General features: G+C 39.0%; 20 protein-coding genes. 12 read left to right on the forward strand and 8 right to left on the reverse strand.

Annotation, left to right across the window (positions count from 1 at the left end; genetic code table 11):
- Positions 1-126: 126 nt before the first annotated feature.
- From QT327_RS15945 to QT327_RS15955, 3 genes are all read right to left on the reverse strand, one after another.
- Complete coding sequence (locus tag QT327_RS15945; protein WP_013667336.1) at positions 127-642, reverse strand: ExbD/TolR family protein; 516 nt, start codon at positions 640-642, stop codon at positions 127-129.
- A 139-nt stretch (positions 643-781) separates the two neighbouring features.
- Positions 782-1,570, reverse strand: coding sequence for a cold-shock protein (locus QT327_RS15950; RefSeq protein ID WP_013667337.1), 789 nt, complete (start codon positions 1,568-1,570; stop codon positions 782-784).
- A 194-nt stretch (positions 1,571-1,764) separates the two neighbouring features.
- Entirely contained in the window at positions 1,765-2,610 is an 846-nt protein-coding gene (locus QT327_RS15955; protein ID WP_013667338.1) for a restriction endonuclease, read from the reverse strand.
- 447 nt (positions 2,611-3,057) lie between these two features.
- Here QT327_RS15955 and QT327_RS15960 point away from each other — a divergent pair, with 447 nt between their 5' ends.
- The 5 genes from QT327_RS15960 (at position 3,058) to QT327_RS15980 (ending at position 7,409) form a co-directional block, all read left to right on the forward strand.
- The gene (locus QT327_RS15960) at positions 3,058-3,252 is read left to right on the forward strand and encodes a hypothetical protein (RefSeq protein ID WP_013667339.1); all 195 of its coding nucleotides are present in this window, start codon (positions 3,058-3,060) and stop codon (positions 3,250-3,252) included.
- A 406-nt stretch (positions 3,253-3,658) separates the two neighbouring features.
- On the forward strand, positions 3,659-3,853 hold the full coding sequence (locus QT327_RS15965) for a hypothetical protein (protein WP_013667340.1): 195 nt from the start codon (positions 3,659-3,661) through the stop codon (positions 3,851-3,853).
- 177 nt (positions 3,854-4,030) lie between these two features.
- The gene (locus tag QT327_RS15970; RefSeq protein WP_242627168.1) at positions 4,031-5,197 is read left to right on the forward strand and encodes an HlyD family secretion protein; all 1,167 of its coding nucleotides are present in this window, start codon (positions 4,031-4,033) and stop codon (positions 5,195-5,197) included.
- 47 nt (positions 5,198-5,244) lie between these two features.
- Positions 5,245-6,087 (forward strand): cysteine peptidase family C39 domain-containing protein, encoded by an 843-nt coding sequence (locus QT327_RS15975; RefSeq protein WP_289553332.1) that lies wholly within the window; start codon positions 5,245-5,247, stop codon positions 6,085-6,087.
- A 32-nt stretch (positions 6,088-6,119) separates the two neighbouring features.
- Positions 6,120-7,409 (forward strand): peptidase domain-containing ABC transporter, encoded by a 1,290-nt coding sequence (locus tag QT327_RS15980; RefSeq protein WP_289554438.1) that lies wholly within the window; start codon positions 6,120-6,122, stop codon positions 7,407-7,409.
- 23 nt (positions 7,410-7,432) lie between these two features.
- On the opposite strand, the gene QT327_RS15985 is transcribed toward QT327_RS15980, so the two are convergent.
- Complete coding sequence (locus QT327_RS15985; RefSeq protein ID WP_130855715.1) at positions 7,433-8,608, reverse strand: acyltransferase family protein; 1,176 nt, start codon at positions 8,606-8,608, stop codon at positions 7,433-7,435.
- A gap of 143 nt (positions 8,609-8,751) precedes the next feature.
- On the opposite strand from QT327_RS15985, the gene QT327_RS15990 reads away from it, so the two are divergent.
- From QT327_RS15990 to QT327_RS28275, 5 genes are all read left to right on the forward strand, one after another.
- Positions 8,752-9,375, forward strand: coding sequence for a patatin-like phospholipase family protein (locus tag QT327_RS15990; protein WP_289553333.1), 624 nt, complete (start codon positions 8,752-8,754; stop codon positions 9,373-9,375).
- 2 nt (positions 9,376-9,377) lie between these two features.
- Complete coding sequence (locus tag QT327_RS15995; RefSeq protein ID WP_289553334.1) at positions 9,378-9,608, forward strand: hypothetical protein; 231 nt, start codon at positions 9,378-9,380, stop codon at positions 9,606-9,608.
- A 4-nt stretch (positions 9,609-9,612) separates the two neighbouring features.
- Entirely contained in the window at positions 9,613-10,122 is a 510-nt protein-coding gene (locus tag QT327_RS16000) for a DinB family protein (protein WP_289553335.1), read from the forward strand.
- 264 nt (positions 10,123-10,386) lie between these two features.
- The gene (locus tag QT327_RS16005; protein ID WP_289553336.1) at positions 10,387-10,800 is read left to right on the forward strand and encodes an AAA family ATPase; all 414 of its coding nucleotides are present in this window, start codon (positions 10,387-10,389) and stop codon (positions 10,798-10,800) included.
- Complete coding sequence (locus QT327_RS28275; protein ID WP_354004778.1) at positions 10,745-10,954, forward strand: AAA family ATPase; 210 nt, start codon at positions 10,745-10,747, stop codon at positions 10,952-10,954. The genes QT327_RS16005 and QT327_RS28275 overlap by 56 nt, the downstream gene beginning before the upstream one ends.
- Before the next feature lie 179 nt (positions 10,955-11,133).
- Here the strand turns inward: QT327_RS28275 and QT327_RS16010 are convergent, their stop codons facing one another.
- Together QT327_RS16010 and QT327_RS16015 are read right to left on the reverse strand one after the other, a co-directional pair.
- Positions 11,134-11,454, reverse strand: a complete 321-nt coding sequence (locus QT327_RS16010; RefSeq protein ID WP_013667347.1) for a heavy metal-binding domain-containing protein — start codon at positions 11,452-11,454, stop codon at positions 11,134-11,136.
- 85 nt (positions 11,455-11,539) lie between these two features.
- Complete coding sequence (locus QT327_RS16015) at positions 11,540-12,151, reverse strand: hypothetical protein (RefSeq protein ID WP_289553337.1); 612 nt, start codon at positions 12,149-12,151, stop codon at positions 11,540-11,542.
- A gap of 335 nt (positions 12,152-12,486) precedes the next feature.
- Between QT327_RS16015 and QT327_RS16020 the strand changes: the two genes are divergently transcribed.
- On the forward strand, positions 12,487-12,687 hold the full coding sequence (locus QT327_RS16020; protein WP_013667350.1) for a hypothetical protein: 201 nt from the start codon (positions 12,487-12,489) through the stop codon (positions 12,685-12,687).
- A 67-nt stretch (positions 12,688-12,754) separates the two neighbouring features.
- A complete protein-coding gene (locus QT327_RS16025) occupies positions 12,755-13,192 on the forward strand; it encodes a nuclear transport factor 2 family protein (RefSeq protein ID WP_289553338.1) in 438 nt (145 codons plus the stop codon).
- Between the two features lie 3 nt (positions 13,193-13,195).
- On the opposite strand, the gene nfi is transcribed toward QT327_RS16025, so the two are convergent.
- Together nfi and QT327_RS16035 are read right to left on the reverse strand one after the other, a co-directional pair.
- Positions 13,196-13,915 (reverse strand): deoxyribonuclease V, encoded by a 720-nt coding sequence (nfi, locus tag QT327_RS16030; RefSeq protein ID WP_013667352.1) that lies wholly within the window; start codon positions 13,913-13,915, stop codon positions 13,196-13,198.
- A gap of 6 nt (positions 13,916-13,921) precedes the next feature.
- Complete coding sequence (locus QT327_RS16035) at positions 13,922-15,127, reverse strand: DUF763 domain-containing protein (protein ID WP_041388521.1); 1,206 nt, start codon at positions 15,125-15,127, stop codon at positions 13,922-13,924.
- Positions 15,128-15,350 lie beyond the last annotated feature (223 nt).

The raw sequence follows: 15,350 nt of genomic DNA on the forward strand, positions 1-15,350 counted from the left end.
AACCCGGTATTTGGGATACCGGGTAAAAACATACGTTTTTATCAACCTAAACCTATTGATAAAATAACGGTACGATATCGAGATTATTATATCCTTTTAATTTTTTTTATTTTTTTTGCTACTTCATCAAATTCGTCGGTAAAGTCCCAACTTTATGAGAAGTTGAACTTCCTCCCTGCCAATATCGCCAATAGCATATTGCGTAATCCCATTAATTTTCATTTCATCGAGTATATTCACCAGATCGCTATAACTCGACAGGTTGCTTGGGCGAATAATAACCATTAAAGGCTTGGTGGAGCCGACTTGCTGACTCTTTATCTTTGTCATCTTATCTTTTAGCTCCGCTCTTATTCCATTCCTTCCAAAATCAGTTACTTTTGGGCCTTCGATCGGAGTTTTCTGAAGCCCCCAATACCATGCTGCTTGATGATTGGCACCAAGCAATATCGTCATCGTGCGTTTGTCAGAAAAACCGGTGGCATTCCCTAAATCTACTTTATCCGGCAGTGCAATGTCCATCATCTTCGGTTTGGCCAAGCTCGTTGTTAACATAAAGAAGGTTATTAGCAAAAAGGCTAAATCCACCATTGGTGTAAGGTCAACCCTTGGTTGCATCTTACCGCGTATTAATTCCGCCATGACGTAATTGATTAGTAGTAACTTTTATATTAGATGCCAAAAACGAATTGATTCCATAACAGCTATTATGGCTTACGTCTTTTAGAGATTACGCAGAATGCGGACTATAGTATAAGATGTAGGTAGTTTAGGATGAGACCTATTCTTTAAAAAATTTAACATGGCTGATCATTTCCAACTTTTTGATTTCTTCGGTACTAAGATCGTTGGTATCTTCAAGCTTTTTGGCGATCAATTCATTGCAAAATATATTCCCGTAGCTATAGGTATGGATGCGCATCAGTTCAGAAACGCTTAATTCATCAGCAAAAAGTACAAGAATATCTTCAGGAATTTCGAAATCGTCAGCCTCAACGTGTCCGATATACCGAAATTTCGTAGACTTCCACACAAGAAAAAGCTTACGTGCGTTGACGTTTTCTCCGAAGAAATTAAAAATTCGCGTCAGTAGCTCATTTCTCTTTTCCAATCCCATACTTCTTGTAAATACTTTTTCAAGAAACTCCCCATAAAACAAAAATTTATCGTCCGGTAACTTGCTTGTAAAGTATGTGGTAACCTCTTGGAAAATTTGCTCGCGTGATTTCCCATTGAGGTATTGATAAGCAGCCAATTCAGCAAGTGACAGGTGATTGCTTTTTGGCATAGTCGATCGTTCGCTTAGTTCTTTAGTTGCATTACTCCCCTTTAACGCCAGCGAAGCGATCAATTCCCAGTCGTGCACATCACCAACTAAACGTGAATGGATTGCTACCGCGTTGTGGCTCTTTGGATCGACACGTCTTTTAAACAGAATGGCATCTCTTGAAGATAAATTGGTCGGTTTCAACTTAAAACTCTTAATATGAACGAATACCTGACCGCTCACTGTATCTGCTACACCGAAACCTTTCGAATTATTGAACCACTTAATCACTCCTATTTCCATAGTTCTCGATTTTATGAAGAAGGATGAAAAGGTAAACTGAAATAAATGAAACGTCTTAGTTAATCGCTCCAATGAACACCTTAACAACAAGAATTTCAAACATTAACGGCACTTAATTTAAAGAATTATCTATCTTCATTGCAAGATACCGAATATTTTTTAAAACGCAAAAGCAAGCTAGCCTTTGTCCTTATTTATTCCGGATTCACGGGAAAACCGTATACAAGCTCATTAGCTTCCTGGTAAATTTTCTTTCTGCGATAGGTGGTGGTATTTAAATGTTCAAGTATTCGAGGCTCATCCAGAATGTCTTTCACAAGCATATAATTTAAAGAAAGCAACTTATCTTTCTCCTGTGTATTAATGGAAGTCAGGCAAGTTAAGGGATATAGGCCGGCGCTATCAACTCGGTTTTTTATGCTCAAACCATTGGGATAATCCCAGGAGAGCAAATTCAGCTTATAATAATTTGCGAATTCGATTGCATCTTTTGTTAAATACGCATTCGTAACAAGCCAGGCTTGTGTAAATTTAATGGGGCGATCAAAGAAGTTGAATTCTTTATCGCTGAGATCAACAAATCGTGAGAGAAAATACATGGGGTTTGTAACGCTAACCTTCGCATCAACCGTATTTCTGAATTTACATTCGATCAATAATAAATCATTATCTTTTTGGGCAATTACATCAACTTCATGACTTACCGCATTTCCTTCAAGTATGAGACTCGTCAACGTGTGATGATTTGTATGTTCAAATAATCTTGCCACCCATTTTTCAAAAAGATAGCCTGTGGGCCCTAGGTCACGAAGTGCCTTCTTAAGGCTGTAACGAGCAGCTAACGAATTTCGCTGCTGCTTTAATAGTTGAAAAGCTAACCGATATAACTGTTTAGTAGACATACCATCAAATATCGTTTTGTTCATCTTTTCCCAAACGAGTTCAACGGTCTCATTCGAAGCCCCGGATTTTGTCAACGAACCTTTCAATCGCTGTAAATCAAAATCAACTAATTCCCCCGAGTATTTTCTTACCTTCATGTTTCCTTGTATTTTTTGATCTTTAAAAATGGCAATTTTAAATAGTATTTTTCTAAAGTTGGTATAGAGAAGCTTAATTTTCTCTAGTATTTTCTTCCTGCCTCTTTACATACTGTTTCCCGAAGTTGTTTGTTCTTCTTTTGTAACTAAATCAAAACTACTGCTGTTACTCCATTAAAAGCCGATAAATCACATTATAAAAAATGAACAAAAAGACCAAACACTTAATAAGACATAGATTTTTAAAAAAAACAGATTAAAAATACCTTCAATTAAGTGAAAATCCACTTTTTTCATGAGTGAATAAGGATTAAGCGTTGTTCTGCTTTCATTGCTTCGGTGAAGCCCTAATTTACTTAATTATATATATTTGTTACGTGCTGGCCAGCGCAGGCGTATCCTGAAAAGCCGTGATAGAGTAAGGGCAACGACAAAAATCTCTTTGTTATGAAAAAATTAGATTTAAACAACCTAGGCGTAGAAGAAATGAACGCTACCGAATTAAGAACCGTAGAAGGTGGCGGTCCTGTTAACGATTTATTGAATATTCTTGTAGGCGGTGTTGGCACAGTCCTTAACGATACATTCAAATTCGTAAACAAAACATTGGTGACTATTTTCCAAACACTTTCTTCATTATAAGACAAAGTGTTTAAAAAGCCACTAACAGTTATCCCCAAAAGGATAACTGTTAGGCTTATAACATGGCGGCACGTCCGCCTCAACCCTTTCCTCCTTTAGTGGCAACTGTTAACTATGAAATCATTTTATACAACAGGCGCAAGTTCATGCTTAAAAAAAACTGAACAAAAAGGCAAGGATCATTTAATCAACAACCTTCAGATAAAAAAAACGGCTAACGCATTATATTTCAGCAAGAAAACTACGTGTTTTAGCACTGACAACTTAATAATCCTAAACGGGCCACCCTTCCAACCGCAGCTCCTATTAGCTTATTAATTATATATATTTGTTACATGCTGGCCAGCATAGGCGTATCCTGAAAGGCCTTAAAAGAGTAAGGACAATAAGCAAAAATCTCTTTGTTATGAAAAATTTAAATTTGAACAACTTTGGTGTTGAAGAAATGAACGCTTCTGAATTAAGAACTGTAGAAGGAGGAGGTCCTGTTAATGACTTATTAGGTATTGTTGTAGGCGGTACTCGTACAATCCTTAAAGATACTTTTGAGTATGTAGGCAAAACTGCAACAACCCTTCTTCAGACTATTTTCTCTCTATAGATTACAGTTCTAATAACAAACATTAACGGTAGCCTTTAACGAAGGCGACTGTTAATGTTTAACCAGTCCGGCAAATATTATCGGTAGCCCAAAGCTCCTCAACTCATTTATGTTTTGGCGCAATTTGGGATGATCGGTAAGCGAGCAATCAACAACCAAGTCATCAGGATTATGTCAATGCCTATCTATTCAGTAGAAACAATCAGTAATACATCCATTGTTTATACTGCACGTGTCAAAAAAACAACACAGATTATTTATCTCGGCATTTTATTATTATTTATATTGGCATTTGCTTCCCTCCCATTAGTAACAATAAATATAAGCGTAAAGGGCAGCGGCCTATTGCAGTCTTCAATTGAAAAAACAGACGTTAGCATTCCTGTTAACGGCAGATTGGTATATTTCAATTTAAAAGACAATCAAAAAATGACATTAGGCGACACACTGTTGATCATCGACGGAAGCTCGTCCAATAAACAAGACCTCTTGGTAAAGGGAAGGCAACAAGAAATCTCTTTATTTGTTAAAGATCTTCATACCTTAATCAGGCAGGCTAATGCCGAAGATTTCAGCCCTCCCAATCTTCAATCAGGACAATACTTTGCCATCTGGCAACAATATATACAAGAAGTTGAAAACGCCCGAATTGCCAAAGAGCAAGCGGAAAACACATTTAATCGCTATAGTAAGCTATATAAAAAGAAGATGCTATCTTCAGCAGAATATGACAAATACGATTTTGAGTATAAGCAAGCGTCTGCTGCTTTAGCAATGGTTTCAAGAAAATATAAGGCTCAGTGGCAAACAGAGGTCAATCAATTACAAAACGAACTGCGTCAATTATTAAGTCAGCAAATTGATATCAATGAACAAAGAAAACAGTTTGTGGTAACGGCCCCTATTGACGGTTCGGTGCAAAATTTAGTGGGCATGCAGAAGGGAACTTATGTTTTCGCAAACCAAAAGGTAGCTGAAATTTCTCCCGACACCACCCTACTGGCTTTCTGCTATATAAATCCTTCCGATATTGGTTTAATAAAAAAAGAACAAGAAGTTCGCTTTCAAATAGATGCTTTCAATTATAATCAATGGGGGCTGTTAACAGGGCGGGTAATTGATATTTCTGACGACATCGTCATGTTGAACGACAAACAACCGGTTTTTAAGGTGCGTTGCGCTTTGAATAATGATCATCTTACATTGAAAAACGGCTATAAAGGCTACGTAAAGAAGGGCATGAGTTTTACGGCAAGATTTTCTGTTACCGAAAGAACGCTGTTTCAATTACTATATGATAAAGTGGACAACTGGTTAAATCCCAATATAAAGGCGGCATCGTAGCATGTAGCAAAGTGCCGTGTACGAGATCGCAAATTAGAAAGAAGTTTATGACCACGAGAGTAAAACAACGTGATATAACCGACTGTGGAGCTGCTTGTATTGCATCTGTTGCCGCTCACTATAAATTGGCAATTTCCGTAGCGAATGTAAGGCAGATGGCAGGGACGGATAAAAAAGGAACCACGGTACTCGGCATCTTAGAAGCGGCCCAATTGTTAGGCTTTGAGGCAAAAGGAGTTAGGGGACCCTTTGAAAGCCTTTTTAAAATTCCAAAACCGGCCATTGCTCATATCGTAGTGGAGGGAGTGCTGCAGCACTATGTTGTCATATATAAAGTGACGAAGCACTGGATTGAGGTCATGGATCCACTGGATGGCCAATTTCATAAGAAATCGCACGAAGACTTTAAAAAGATATGGACCGGTGCCCTTGTCTTATTGATTCCTTCGGAATCATTCGAAAAAGGCAGGAAAACAGCCAGTGCCTCTTACCGTTTCTGGAATCTTGTAAAGCCACAAACCGGAACGCTGATCCAAATATTGATGGGAGCCCTCGTATATACTGTTTTGGGGTTATCTACGGCCATATTTGTACAGAAAATCGTAGATTTTGTTTTGGTTGACAGAAATGTCAACCTGTTGAATCTCATGAGTACAATGATGCTGGTTTTGCTCGGATTTCAACTATTTATTGGTGCCACAAAAACCATTTTCACACTAAAAATGGGACAGATTATTGATGCTCAACTTATACTTGGTTACTATAAGCACCTGTTAACATTGCCTCAAAAATTCTTTGACACCATGCGAGTCGGTGAGGTTATTTCAAGAATCAATGATGCTGTAAAAATCAGGATATTTCTCAATGAAGTAAGCGTTAACTTTTGGTAAACATTTTCATTGTAACTTTTTCTTTTTTAATGATGTTTACCTACTACTGGAAACTGGGCTTACTTATACTTACCGTGATTCCAATGTATCTAGTAGTCTATTTTATAAGTAATAAACTGAATAAAAAGGCCCAAAGAACATTAATGGAGGATTCTGCTGAACTCGAATCTCAACTTGTTGAGAGCCTAAATTCTATTCGGACCATTAAACAGTTCGGCGCCGAAAGCTACGCCAATGAAAAAACCGAAACAAGATTCGTAAAGTTGTTGAAAACAGGATACCGTTCCAATTTGAATGGGGTGTTTTCTACTACCTCCTCGGAATTGATTTCAAGACTGATTACAATTGTTCTTTTATGGGTAGGAGCCACGTATGTCTTGAGCAACCAAATTACGCCGGGCGAACTCCTTTCATTTTATGCGCTCATCGGTTATTTTACAGGGCCGGTCACGTCGCTAATCACCATGAACAAAACAGTCCAGGATGCCATGATCGCTACCGACCGTCTTTTTGAAATACTCGATTTGGAGCGCGAAAAAGACAGCAGTGACCTCGAATTAACGAAAGAAAATATAGGCGACATCCAAATTAAGAACGTATCCTTTAGGTATGGAACACGAGATAACGTCTTTGACGAATTAAGCTTAACAATTCCCAAGGCGAAGTTTACCGCCATCGTTGGTGAAAGTGGATCCGGCAAGTCGACCCTCATTTCCATCTTGCAAAATCTTTATCCCGTTCAAAGTGGAACTATTACCATTGGCAAATACGATTTAAAGCACATAAAAAACACCTCTCTTCGCCAAACGATTTCTGTTGTACCTCAACATATTGATTTGTTTTCGGGCAATGTAGTAAGTAATATTGCGCTGGGAGACTATACCCCCGATATGCAGCGGATCATCGATATTACCACTCAGCTCGGAATTATAGATTTTATTGAATCGTTACCCCAAGGCTTCTACACCTCTATAGGGGAAAATGGTTTGTCACTTTCCGGTGGGCAACGCCAACGGATCGCTATAGCCCGAGCCTTATATCGAAATCCGGAGATTTTAATCCTTGATGAAGCAACATCTTCACTCGACTCCGCTTCAGAGAAATTTGTATTGAACACCATCGAACATCTGAAAAAAGAAAATAAAACCATTATTGTCATAGCACATCGCCTAAGCACACTTTATAGTGCCGACAAAATCATCGTCCTCGATAAAGGTAAGGTCATCGAACAGGGAACACATCAAGAATTACTACTAAGCACGGATTCGCTTTATGCACATTTATGGAAAATGCAATCCCAACAGCTTATTCTGAAAAACTAATTGGTGGTATATACACGCTGCGTTTAAGTGACTAACAAAGGGTTCTTGGTCCTTTGTCGCCGCTTTTTTAGGATCGTGCTCTTTAGTTTCATAAATGGATACTCAATAACCCGATTTAAAAGAAGGGCAATCAGTATACACATTAAGGCGCAGACAGCAACACGCCAGTTGCTATCAATTGGGATATCTAATGCGTTAAGAGGAGCCTGAAGTAGATGATTAACAAACTTGTGGCACAAATAAATACTATACGATAAAGTAGCGATTAACGCGCTAATCCGCCATTTAAACCGATATAAAAAACTTGCAGGCAAAATGGCACTTAACACCATAAAACCAAAGGCAACAGAAATCAACGGAAAACCGAGAACAGTAGGCCAAAAATCGAGCCGATCCTCTTTTAACAGTAAATAGGCAACGGAAATCAACAATGCACCTATTATGAATAAGGCATTTGCATGCTTTTCAATTCGTTTTATCCATGTTGGGAAAAAGTTTACCAGGGCCGCAATCCCCACTCCTACCAGCAAACCGTCGAAACGATTATAAGTGGGATAATACACCCATTTATTATAAGCTACAAATCTTCCATCAGTTATATTATTTGCATAAAACGGCTCCACAAAATAAAACCAGTTCAGGGCCCTCAATAAAACGCTGAGCAAAAAAAATCCCAGTAACAGCCAAAAAGCTTTACCGGGGCGCGTCTCATCCCAAAAAGCACTTATATAGAAAGGGAGTGCCAAATAGAACTGCTCTTCGATACATAAAGACCAGGCATGCGAAAAGCTACCTTCCGTACCGAAATCCAAATCAAAATTCTGCGTAAACGTGAGAAACTGCCACCAAGGAGCGATTCCTTCGCGTTCGCGAATCATAGGAAACAAAAAATATAACGAGACAACGAAGAAATAAACAGGTAAGATCCGAAAACTTCTGCTAATGTAAAACTCCTGAAAGTTTATACGTCCAAGAGATATCATTTGACGAATTAATTGGTTTCCTATCAAAAAACCACTCAGCACAAAAAAAAGGTCAACACCTGTCCAACCAAAACTCCCGATGAGGTCAACCCATTCAGGTCTGACATAAGCTCGGTAATGACATAAAAAAACCAGAACAATAGCAAGCGCCCGCAAATGATCAAGCCCCGCTAAACGCTGGTTATCAGCGTCTATTAATTTCTTCCAATAAGTCATTAGTGTTAGTTATTAGTCAGTTAGCCGCAATATAGAACAAATTACCAATCGATCAAAAATTTCCACTCGTAAATATTTTTTCTATACATTAAGTTATGTAATTTCTTCCTGTCTTTTAAACATTATCTATATATTAGCTTTGAATGAAAACTTCAATCTCATTGGTATTATCTAGCGGTGGAGCGCGCGGCATAGCTCAAATTGGAGCAATTAAGGTATTAGAAGAACAAGGGTTCACCGTAAAATCCATTGCAGGCTCATCTATTGGCAGCCTTATTGGCGGATTATACGCCATGGGCAGATTGGACGATTTCACCTCATGGCTAAAAACATTAAAGCGACGGGATGTCTTTAACTTAATGGATTTCACGTGGAGTAGTTCAGGTGTCATGAAAGGGGAACGCGTTTTTAACAAAATTAAGAGCTTTATTCCCGATATGTATATTGAAGACATGCCCATTCCTTTCATTGCTGTATCTACTGATATACTTCATCAAAAAGAAATAACCTTTACACAAGGGAGCTTCTTTGACGCCGTAAGAGCCTCTATCGCTATCCCAGGTGTTTTTACGCCGGTTAATCATATGGACAATATCCTTGTAGATGGGGGCTTGATAAATCCATTACCACTCAATCATCTTCCTAATCAGGGAGACGCGCTGGTGGTAGCCATAAACCTAAATGCGCCGGAAGAAACAACTTTTTCATTGGCAAAGGCTAATAGTAAATCGGTGGCTACCTTACTATTACACAAAAAGCAATATTGACCATGCTTGGAAAGATTACAGAACTTTCCATTGACCTATATAAACCGGATATTGTCGTTCATATACCTCGGAATGTAGTAGGTGTTTGGGATTACCATAAGGCGGATTATCTTATCGAAATAGGAAGGCAAAGAACGTTGGCAGCTTTACATGATTTTTGTCAGGTAAGCACAGAAGGTGTGCCCAAAAACGTCAAACATAGTAACAATAACATAAAATGGAATCAACGTTAGAGGTTTGGATGCGGGCCCCATTGACGGTGTTCCTCCTTTATTGCAACCGGTAGCACATGCATTGCTTCAGGTAAAGGAAGAATTGACAAGCTTGCTAGCTGATTTTCCCAGAGAAAAACTTTGGGAAAGACCCGCAAACATCGCTTCTGTTGCCTTTCATTTACAACACATTACGGGAGTAATTGATCGTATGTTCACTTACGCGCAACAGCGGGCCTTATCAGACGAACAATTTGTTTACCTCCAAAACGAAGGGCAAAAAAAAGAATCGATTGATACCCATCAATTATTGAAGCAACTTGATAATCGCATTTCAAATGCTATTCAGGAGCTGAGAAAGATAGATCCTGCCTCACTAACAGAAGCAAGGGGTATTGGAAGAAAAAAAATCCCAACCACACTCATCGGTTTGCTTTTTCACGCAGCAGAGCATGCGCAACGTCATGTCGGACAAGCATTGGTAACCGCTAAAATCATTCTAAATAGCGCAGCAAGCACCGAGGACACCCTGTAAATATTCTTTTTTAGTCGCCTAAAACATAACAAAAATAGAAAAATTTGTATCTTGCGGAGTCTTTGGTATAATCATCCCGGTTGGACTTAATAAGTGAACCTTTACCTCATTAACCTCTCTTTTTATTATAGCCTATATCTCTTCTATCGTGCCTAATTTTACCTGCACAAATTAATCCCTCCTCTAGTTTTAAAGTACTTGGCAAAGATCGGCTTATGAAGGCTATCCCTGCTGAACATAATGTTAAATTCAATAAACTATTAAATGAAACCATTAATATATAACAAGACGAACTTCTTTGTCTTAACAGGTGGCCCTGGTTCGGGCAAAACGTCATTAATACAGCAGCTACATAAAGAGGGATTTCTAACTATAAACGAATCCGGTAGACGCATCATTCAGGAACAGAAAAAAAAAGACGGCGATGCACTGCCTTGGAAGAATAAATTACACTTCGCTAAAAAAATGCTGGAAATTGATATGAAAAATTATCGAGAAAATCTACCAACACAAGCACCCGTCATTTTTGATCGTGGAATACCGGATATCCTGGGCTATGTTAAACTATGTCACTTAGATCCCTTTCCCTGTTTAGAACAGAGTGTTAATTCCTTTCGATATAATGCCTTTGTATTTATCCTCCCCCCCCTGGCGGGCCATCTATCATCAAGATGCTGAGCGAAAGCAGAGCTTTTCATTAGCAATGGAAACGTATCGCATGATGCGAAGTATCTATACCTCATGCGGCTATAAACTTATTACTATACCAAAACTTAGCGTCGAAAATCGGGCGAATATCCTACTACAGCATATCAAAAATCAGCAAACATAAACGAATGATGCGATTCCGGCCCGTATTGTATTCAAAAAGAAAAGTCCTTAACCGGGGAGATTAAGGACTTTCATTAACCAATTATAAACCTAAATTATGATGATACAAAGATAACCGATTTTGGACACGATGACAAAAAGCCTTGCGACTTTAACAAAATTTTAACATTTCTTTGCTTCTTATTCTATTACAACAGCTGTTCCGCTCGCAGTAACCATAAGCATACTTCCTCCGTTTCCCACCGTTTCATAGTCAAGATCCACTCCTACGATTGCGTTTGCTCCAATGGATGCGGCGTACTGTTGCATTTCAAAAACTGCGGTATCTTTTGCTTCCCTTAACACTTTTTCATATGAATTGGATCTGCCTCCTACAAAATCCCTTATTCCCGCAAATATATCCCTAAAAAAGTTAGCACCTATAATGGTTTCGCCACTTACCAAGCCGATATATTTTACTATTTTTTTACCTTCTACATTAGGTGTTGTTGTTATTAGCATGGCTTTTTTCTAGTTAGATGTAGAAAGGTGGCTATTGTTACAAAAAGGGAGCCGCTGTGATTTCCTTTTTTGAGTTTTTAACACATTACACCTTCTTGATATCTTCAAGCTTCCGATCATAGTATGTCGCATTTTGAATATTACTTTCGGTGCTCTCCTTTAGTATCTTTTCCGTCTCTTCCAGCTTAGTTTCCAGGTCTCGCAATTCAGGGCTTACATTTCCATTTAAGTACTTTTTGTACTTGGCCTTCAAAGATTTGCATTCACGAATATGGCTATTCAATTCTTTTTGCATGCTCGTAGCTAAGCTCTTTTGTTCTTTAAGTTCATACGCAGCTCTATTTTTATGTTTGCGTGCATATTCTTTCTTAAGGCGTTGCACGGATTCATCGATCTCCTTTGCGTTATCCTGTGTTTTTGAGTCTTCCAATAATAAACTGTGAAAATACTCAAAATCTTTATCGATATCTTTATGGCTTCCTTTTGAATTCTTAATGGCTTCCTGTGCCATTTTAAATTGTTTATTCAGCATATTTAGGTTATAAAGTTGTACTTCCACTTTTTGCTTCAGTTCTTCTGCTTCACTCTTTTTTTCTTCGATTTTACCGACATGCGATACATCGCTTAAAACTAAAGCACTGGCCTGCGCGCTCAGTACAGAAGTACCCAATAGCGCTACGATTAATAATGTTTTCATTTTACTGATTTTAATTTTTTAACGTTCATGACCGAACGATTTTCATTCCTGTTATTTAATGGTAAAATATATTTGCCGGCCGGGCATATTAAGCGTTTTAATAATCTTTATCACCCCTCTAAGCTGTTACGCTTTTTGTATATAAGACGCTTTTGATGTAGAAACGTTGCAGGAATTTCTCGTTTTTTATGGTCTTTTCTACCAACAGGATAATTTTCTCTACGAACAGGCATTGCTTATCTTCCTATTCTGCCAATGGAAGAAATAATGATAAAAGAACAAACCAGGGAGATATAATTATGTTACTAGTAAAGACAGGCATAATACTTTGTAATATGGACAATTTGAATAAAAGAAAGGTGAGTAAACAACAAAAAGCGCACAAAAAGCGGCAAGAAAAAAGCAATCCGCCAGAAACCAATCGCTCCGCTATTACCGGACACAACCTGGAAGATGACATTACAGGTGCTAATCCCGCAGGTTCGGCTGTCAGGCCCGACATACTTCGAGAGGATCATCCCGGGCTTGCTAAATAGCGATGGCCATATTTTAGGTTGAATAAAAAAGTAAAATTGCATATGTTTGTTAAAAAAACAAGCACTTATGCTAAGACCAAAAATTCTCCTATTCTTAACTATGATTGTATCAGGTACATTGGCCTATGGTCAAACTGCCGAGGAAAAACAGCTTTTAAAAGCCGTAGAAGATCTTCGTTTAGCCATGATCAGTGGTAACCGGCAGGCGCTCGACGCGATAGCTGCCGACAAGCTAAATTATTGGCATTCAAGCGGCAAACATGAAGATAAGGCGGCTTTTATAGAGAGTCTCACATCAGGAAAATCGGATTTTTTTAGCATTAATTTAAGCGAACAAACAATCAATATATCAGGGGACGTGGCTACCGTTCACCACATCTTGAGCGGAGAAACGAACGACGGCGGTAAACCCGGCACCGTAAGAATCGGCGTATTACTGGTTTTTCAGAAGCAAAGTGGAAATTGGAAGTTATTTGCCAGACAGGCCTTTAAACTGCCTTCATAACTTTTAAAATAAAGTGTCATTTGTCGTCAATTGAAAGAATCCTTCTTTCAATTGACCCGTTCTAAATAAGTTGACAAATTCATGCGCTTTCCTTGTTGGTTCAGGAAGTCGATAAGTGCCTATACAATGCATGGCAATGCGCAAGCTGTCTTCTATACTGAGATGGTTACCCGGCGAAATATACACCGGTTTAACGTAGTTTTTGGTTCTTAATACATACCCCAACAGTTCCTCCTTATGCTTAAGTGGACTAAAGCTATACTTCACGGCCGAGGGCTCCTCGAAATTTCCATATAGTTTCTTCTTGGCACAACCAAGCGTGGGAATGTTAATTAAAGCGCCTAAATGCGCTGCAATGCCCAATCTTCTGGGATGGGCAATGCCATGACCGTCCACCATGATGACATCCGGCTTCACGGTCATTTGAAGAAAAGCCTCCACCAAAGCAGGAACCTCCCGAAAGGCCAGAAAACCGGGAACATAAGGAAACGAAGTTTTGCTCTTTACCAACGAGTAAGCTAAAGGCTTTAACGTGTTAAAATCAAGCGTGACAATTCCTGCATAAATAATATCACTGAAGCGGTTAAGTGATATGTCGGCACCGGCAATCGTTTTTATCTCCTGCTCCAAGGGTGAATGTACCAAGGAATTCTGTAATTCCTTTTGCATGGCAGTTGCTTCGGATATGGTTATGTTGGTATAATCCAATTGTTTGTTATTCATAGGTATCTAAAACAGACTTAACTGAATCTTTGTTTGTTTTGGTTTCTGTTCTCTTCCATAAACGGTTCGTCCGTCATATTGCCAAGAAACAGCCTTCTCTTTAGCTACTAGCTGATCCAATTGATGGTTAGGTATAAAGTCTTTTTCTTTTTGCAAGGCTACTTTCGACAAATTCTTAATGGCTTCTGAACGCGCTTTGAATCCGATTTTTGCCTTCTCCAATGCCTGTTGAAGAATGGCTATGGATTCGTCGTATATTTTTGTCGGTACAGGAAAAGGATGCCCATCTTTACCACCATGAGCGAAAGAAAAACGTGCCGGGTCTTCAAAACGACTAGCTGTACCATGAATAACTTCACTGATTAATGTGAGCGATTGCAGTGTTCTGGGCCCGAGTCCTTCCAACAAAAGCAACTCTTCCATCGTCTGCACGGCTTGCTCCTCAGCCAATGCCAGCACAGTACCTAGACGCTTTAGGTTTACATCTTCTTTCCTTACATCATGATGAGAAGGCATGATAATTTTTCTAGCCTCCTGTAGAATATAACCCGGGCGCTCCTTTGTAATCGCCAGTATTGCTTCCCTTGTCAATGCGGCATTTCGGTCGGTCAGATTTAATATTTGACCTTGGTTATCTCCATAAATGAAAGTATGCGGCTCCTCGATAAAAGAATGAACCTGCGGAGCATGCCAATGATAACGCCGAGCCAATCGAGTTTCGGTATTCATTCCTTGCTGAACAATTGCCCAGCTTCCATCAATACTTAGTACAAAAGAATGTAAATACAGCTGAAAGCCGTCTTGGACGGCTGTGTTATCAACTTTTGCCGCAAGCTTGCTATACTGTACAAGCTTGTTGCCATCCAAACCCGTTGCAGACGCAATGCGGATAAGCTCATCCGGCGTTTTCAAAGAATGTTTGCCTCTCCCACCACAGATGTAGATACCTAACTCGTGTGCTCTTTTGTTTATAGAAGCTTTTAATGCTCCCATAACGGAAGTCGTAATGCCAGAAGAGTGCCAATCCATCCCCAATACACAACCCAGCGATTGAAACCAACAGGGGTCACTCAATTTACGAAGAAACATATCTCGTCCGTATTCCACTACAATGGCTTCCACAATCGCACCGCCTAAAAGACTCATCCGTTGCGCTAACCATTTGGGAACATGCCCATAATGTAAGGGCAAATCTGCCTGTCCTCCTCTCATATCAAATTCTTTCAGCAGGCAATTTACTAAAAAAAATAGCAAAACAACAACGGTAATTATTTTTTGCGAAACATCTGATTGAACGAAAACATAGAAACCAGTTTGCATAAATTTCCTTATATTGTCGCCCAGTTATAACGATAGATCGACAAACCACTTTATAATGTAATTACCGCAAGGCAATAAAATGAATTTATGCTAATTACCTTCGATGAGTGAGCGG

It is taken from the genome of Olivibacter sp. 47 (assembly GCF_030372825.1).
Taxonomy (GTDB): Bacteria; Bacteroidota; Bacteroidia; order Sphingobacteriales; family Sphingobacteriaceae; genus Olivibacter; species Olivibacter oleidegradans.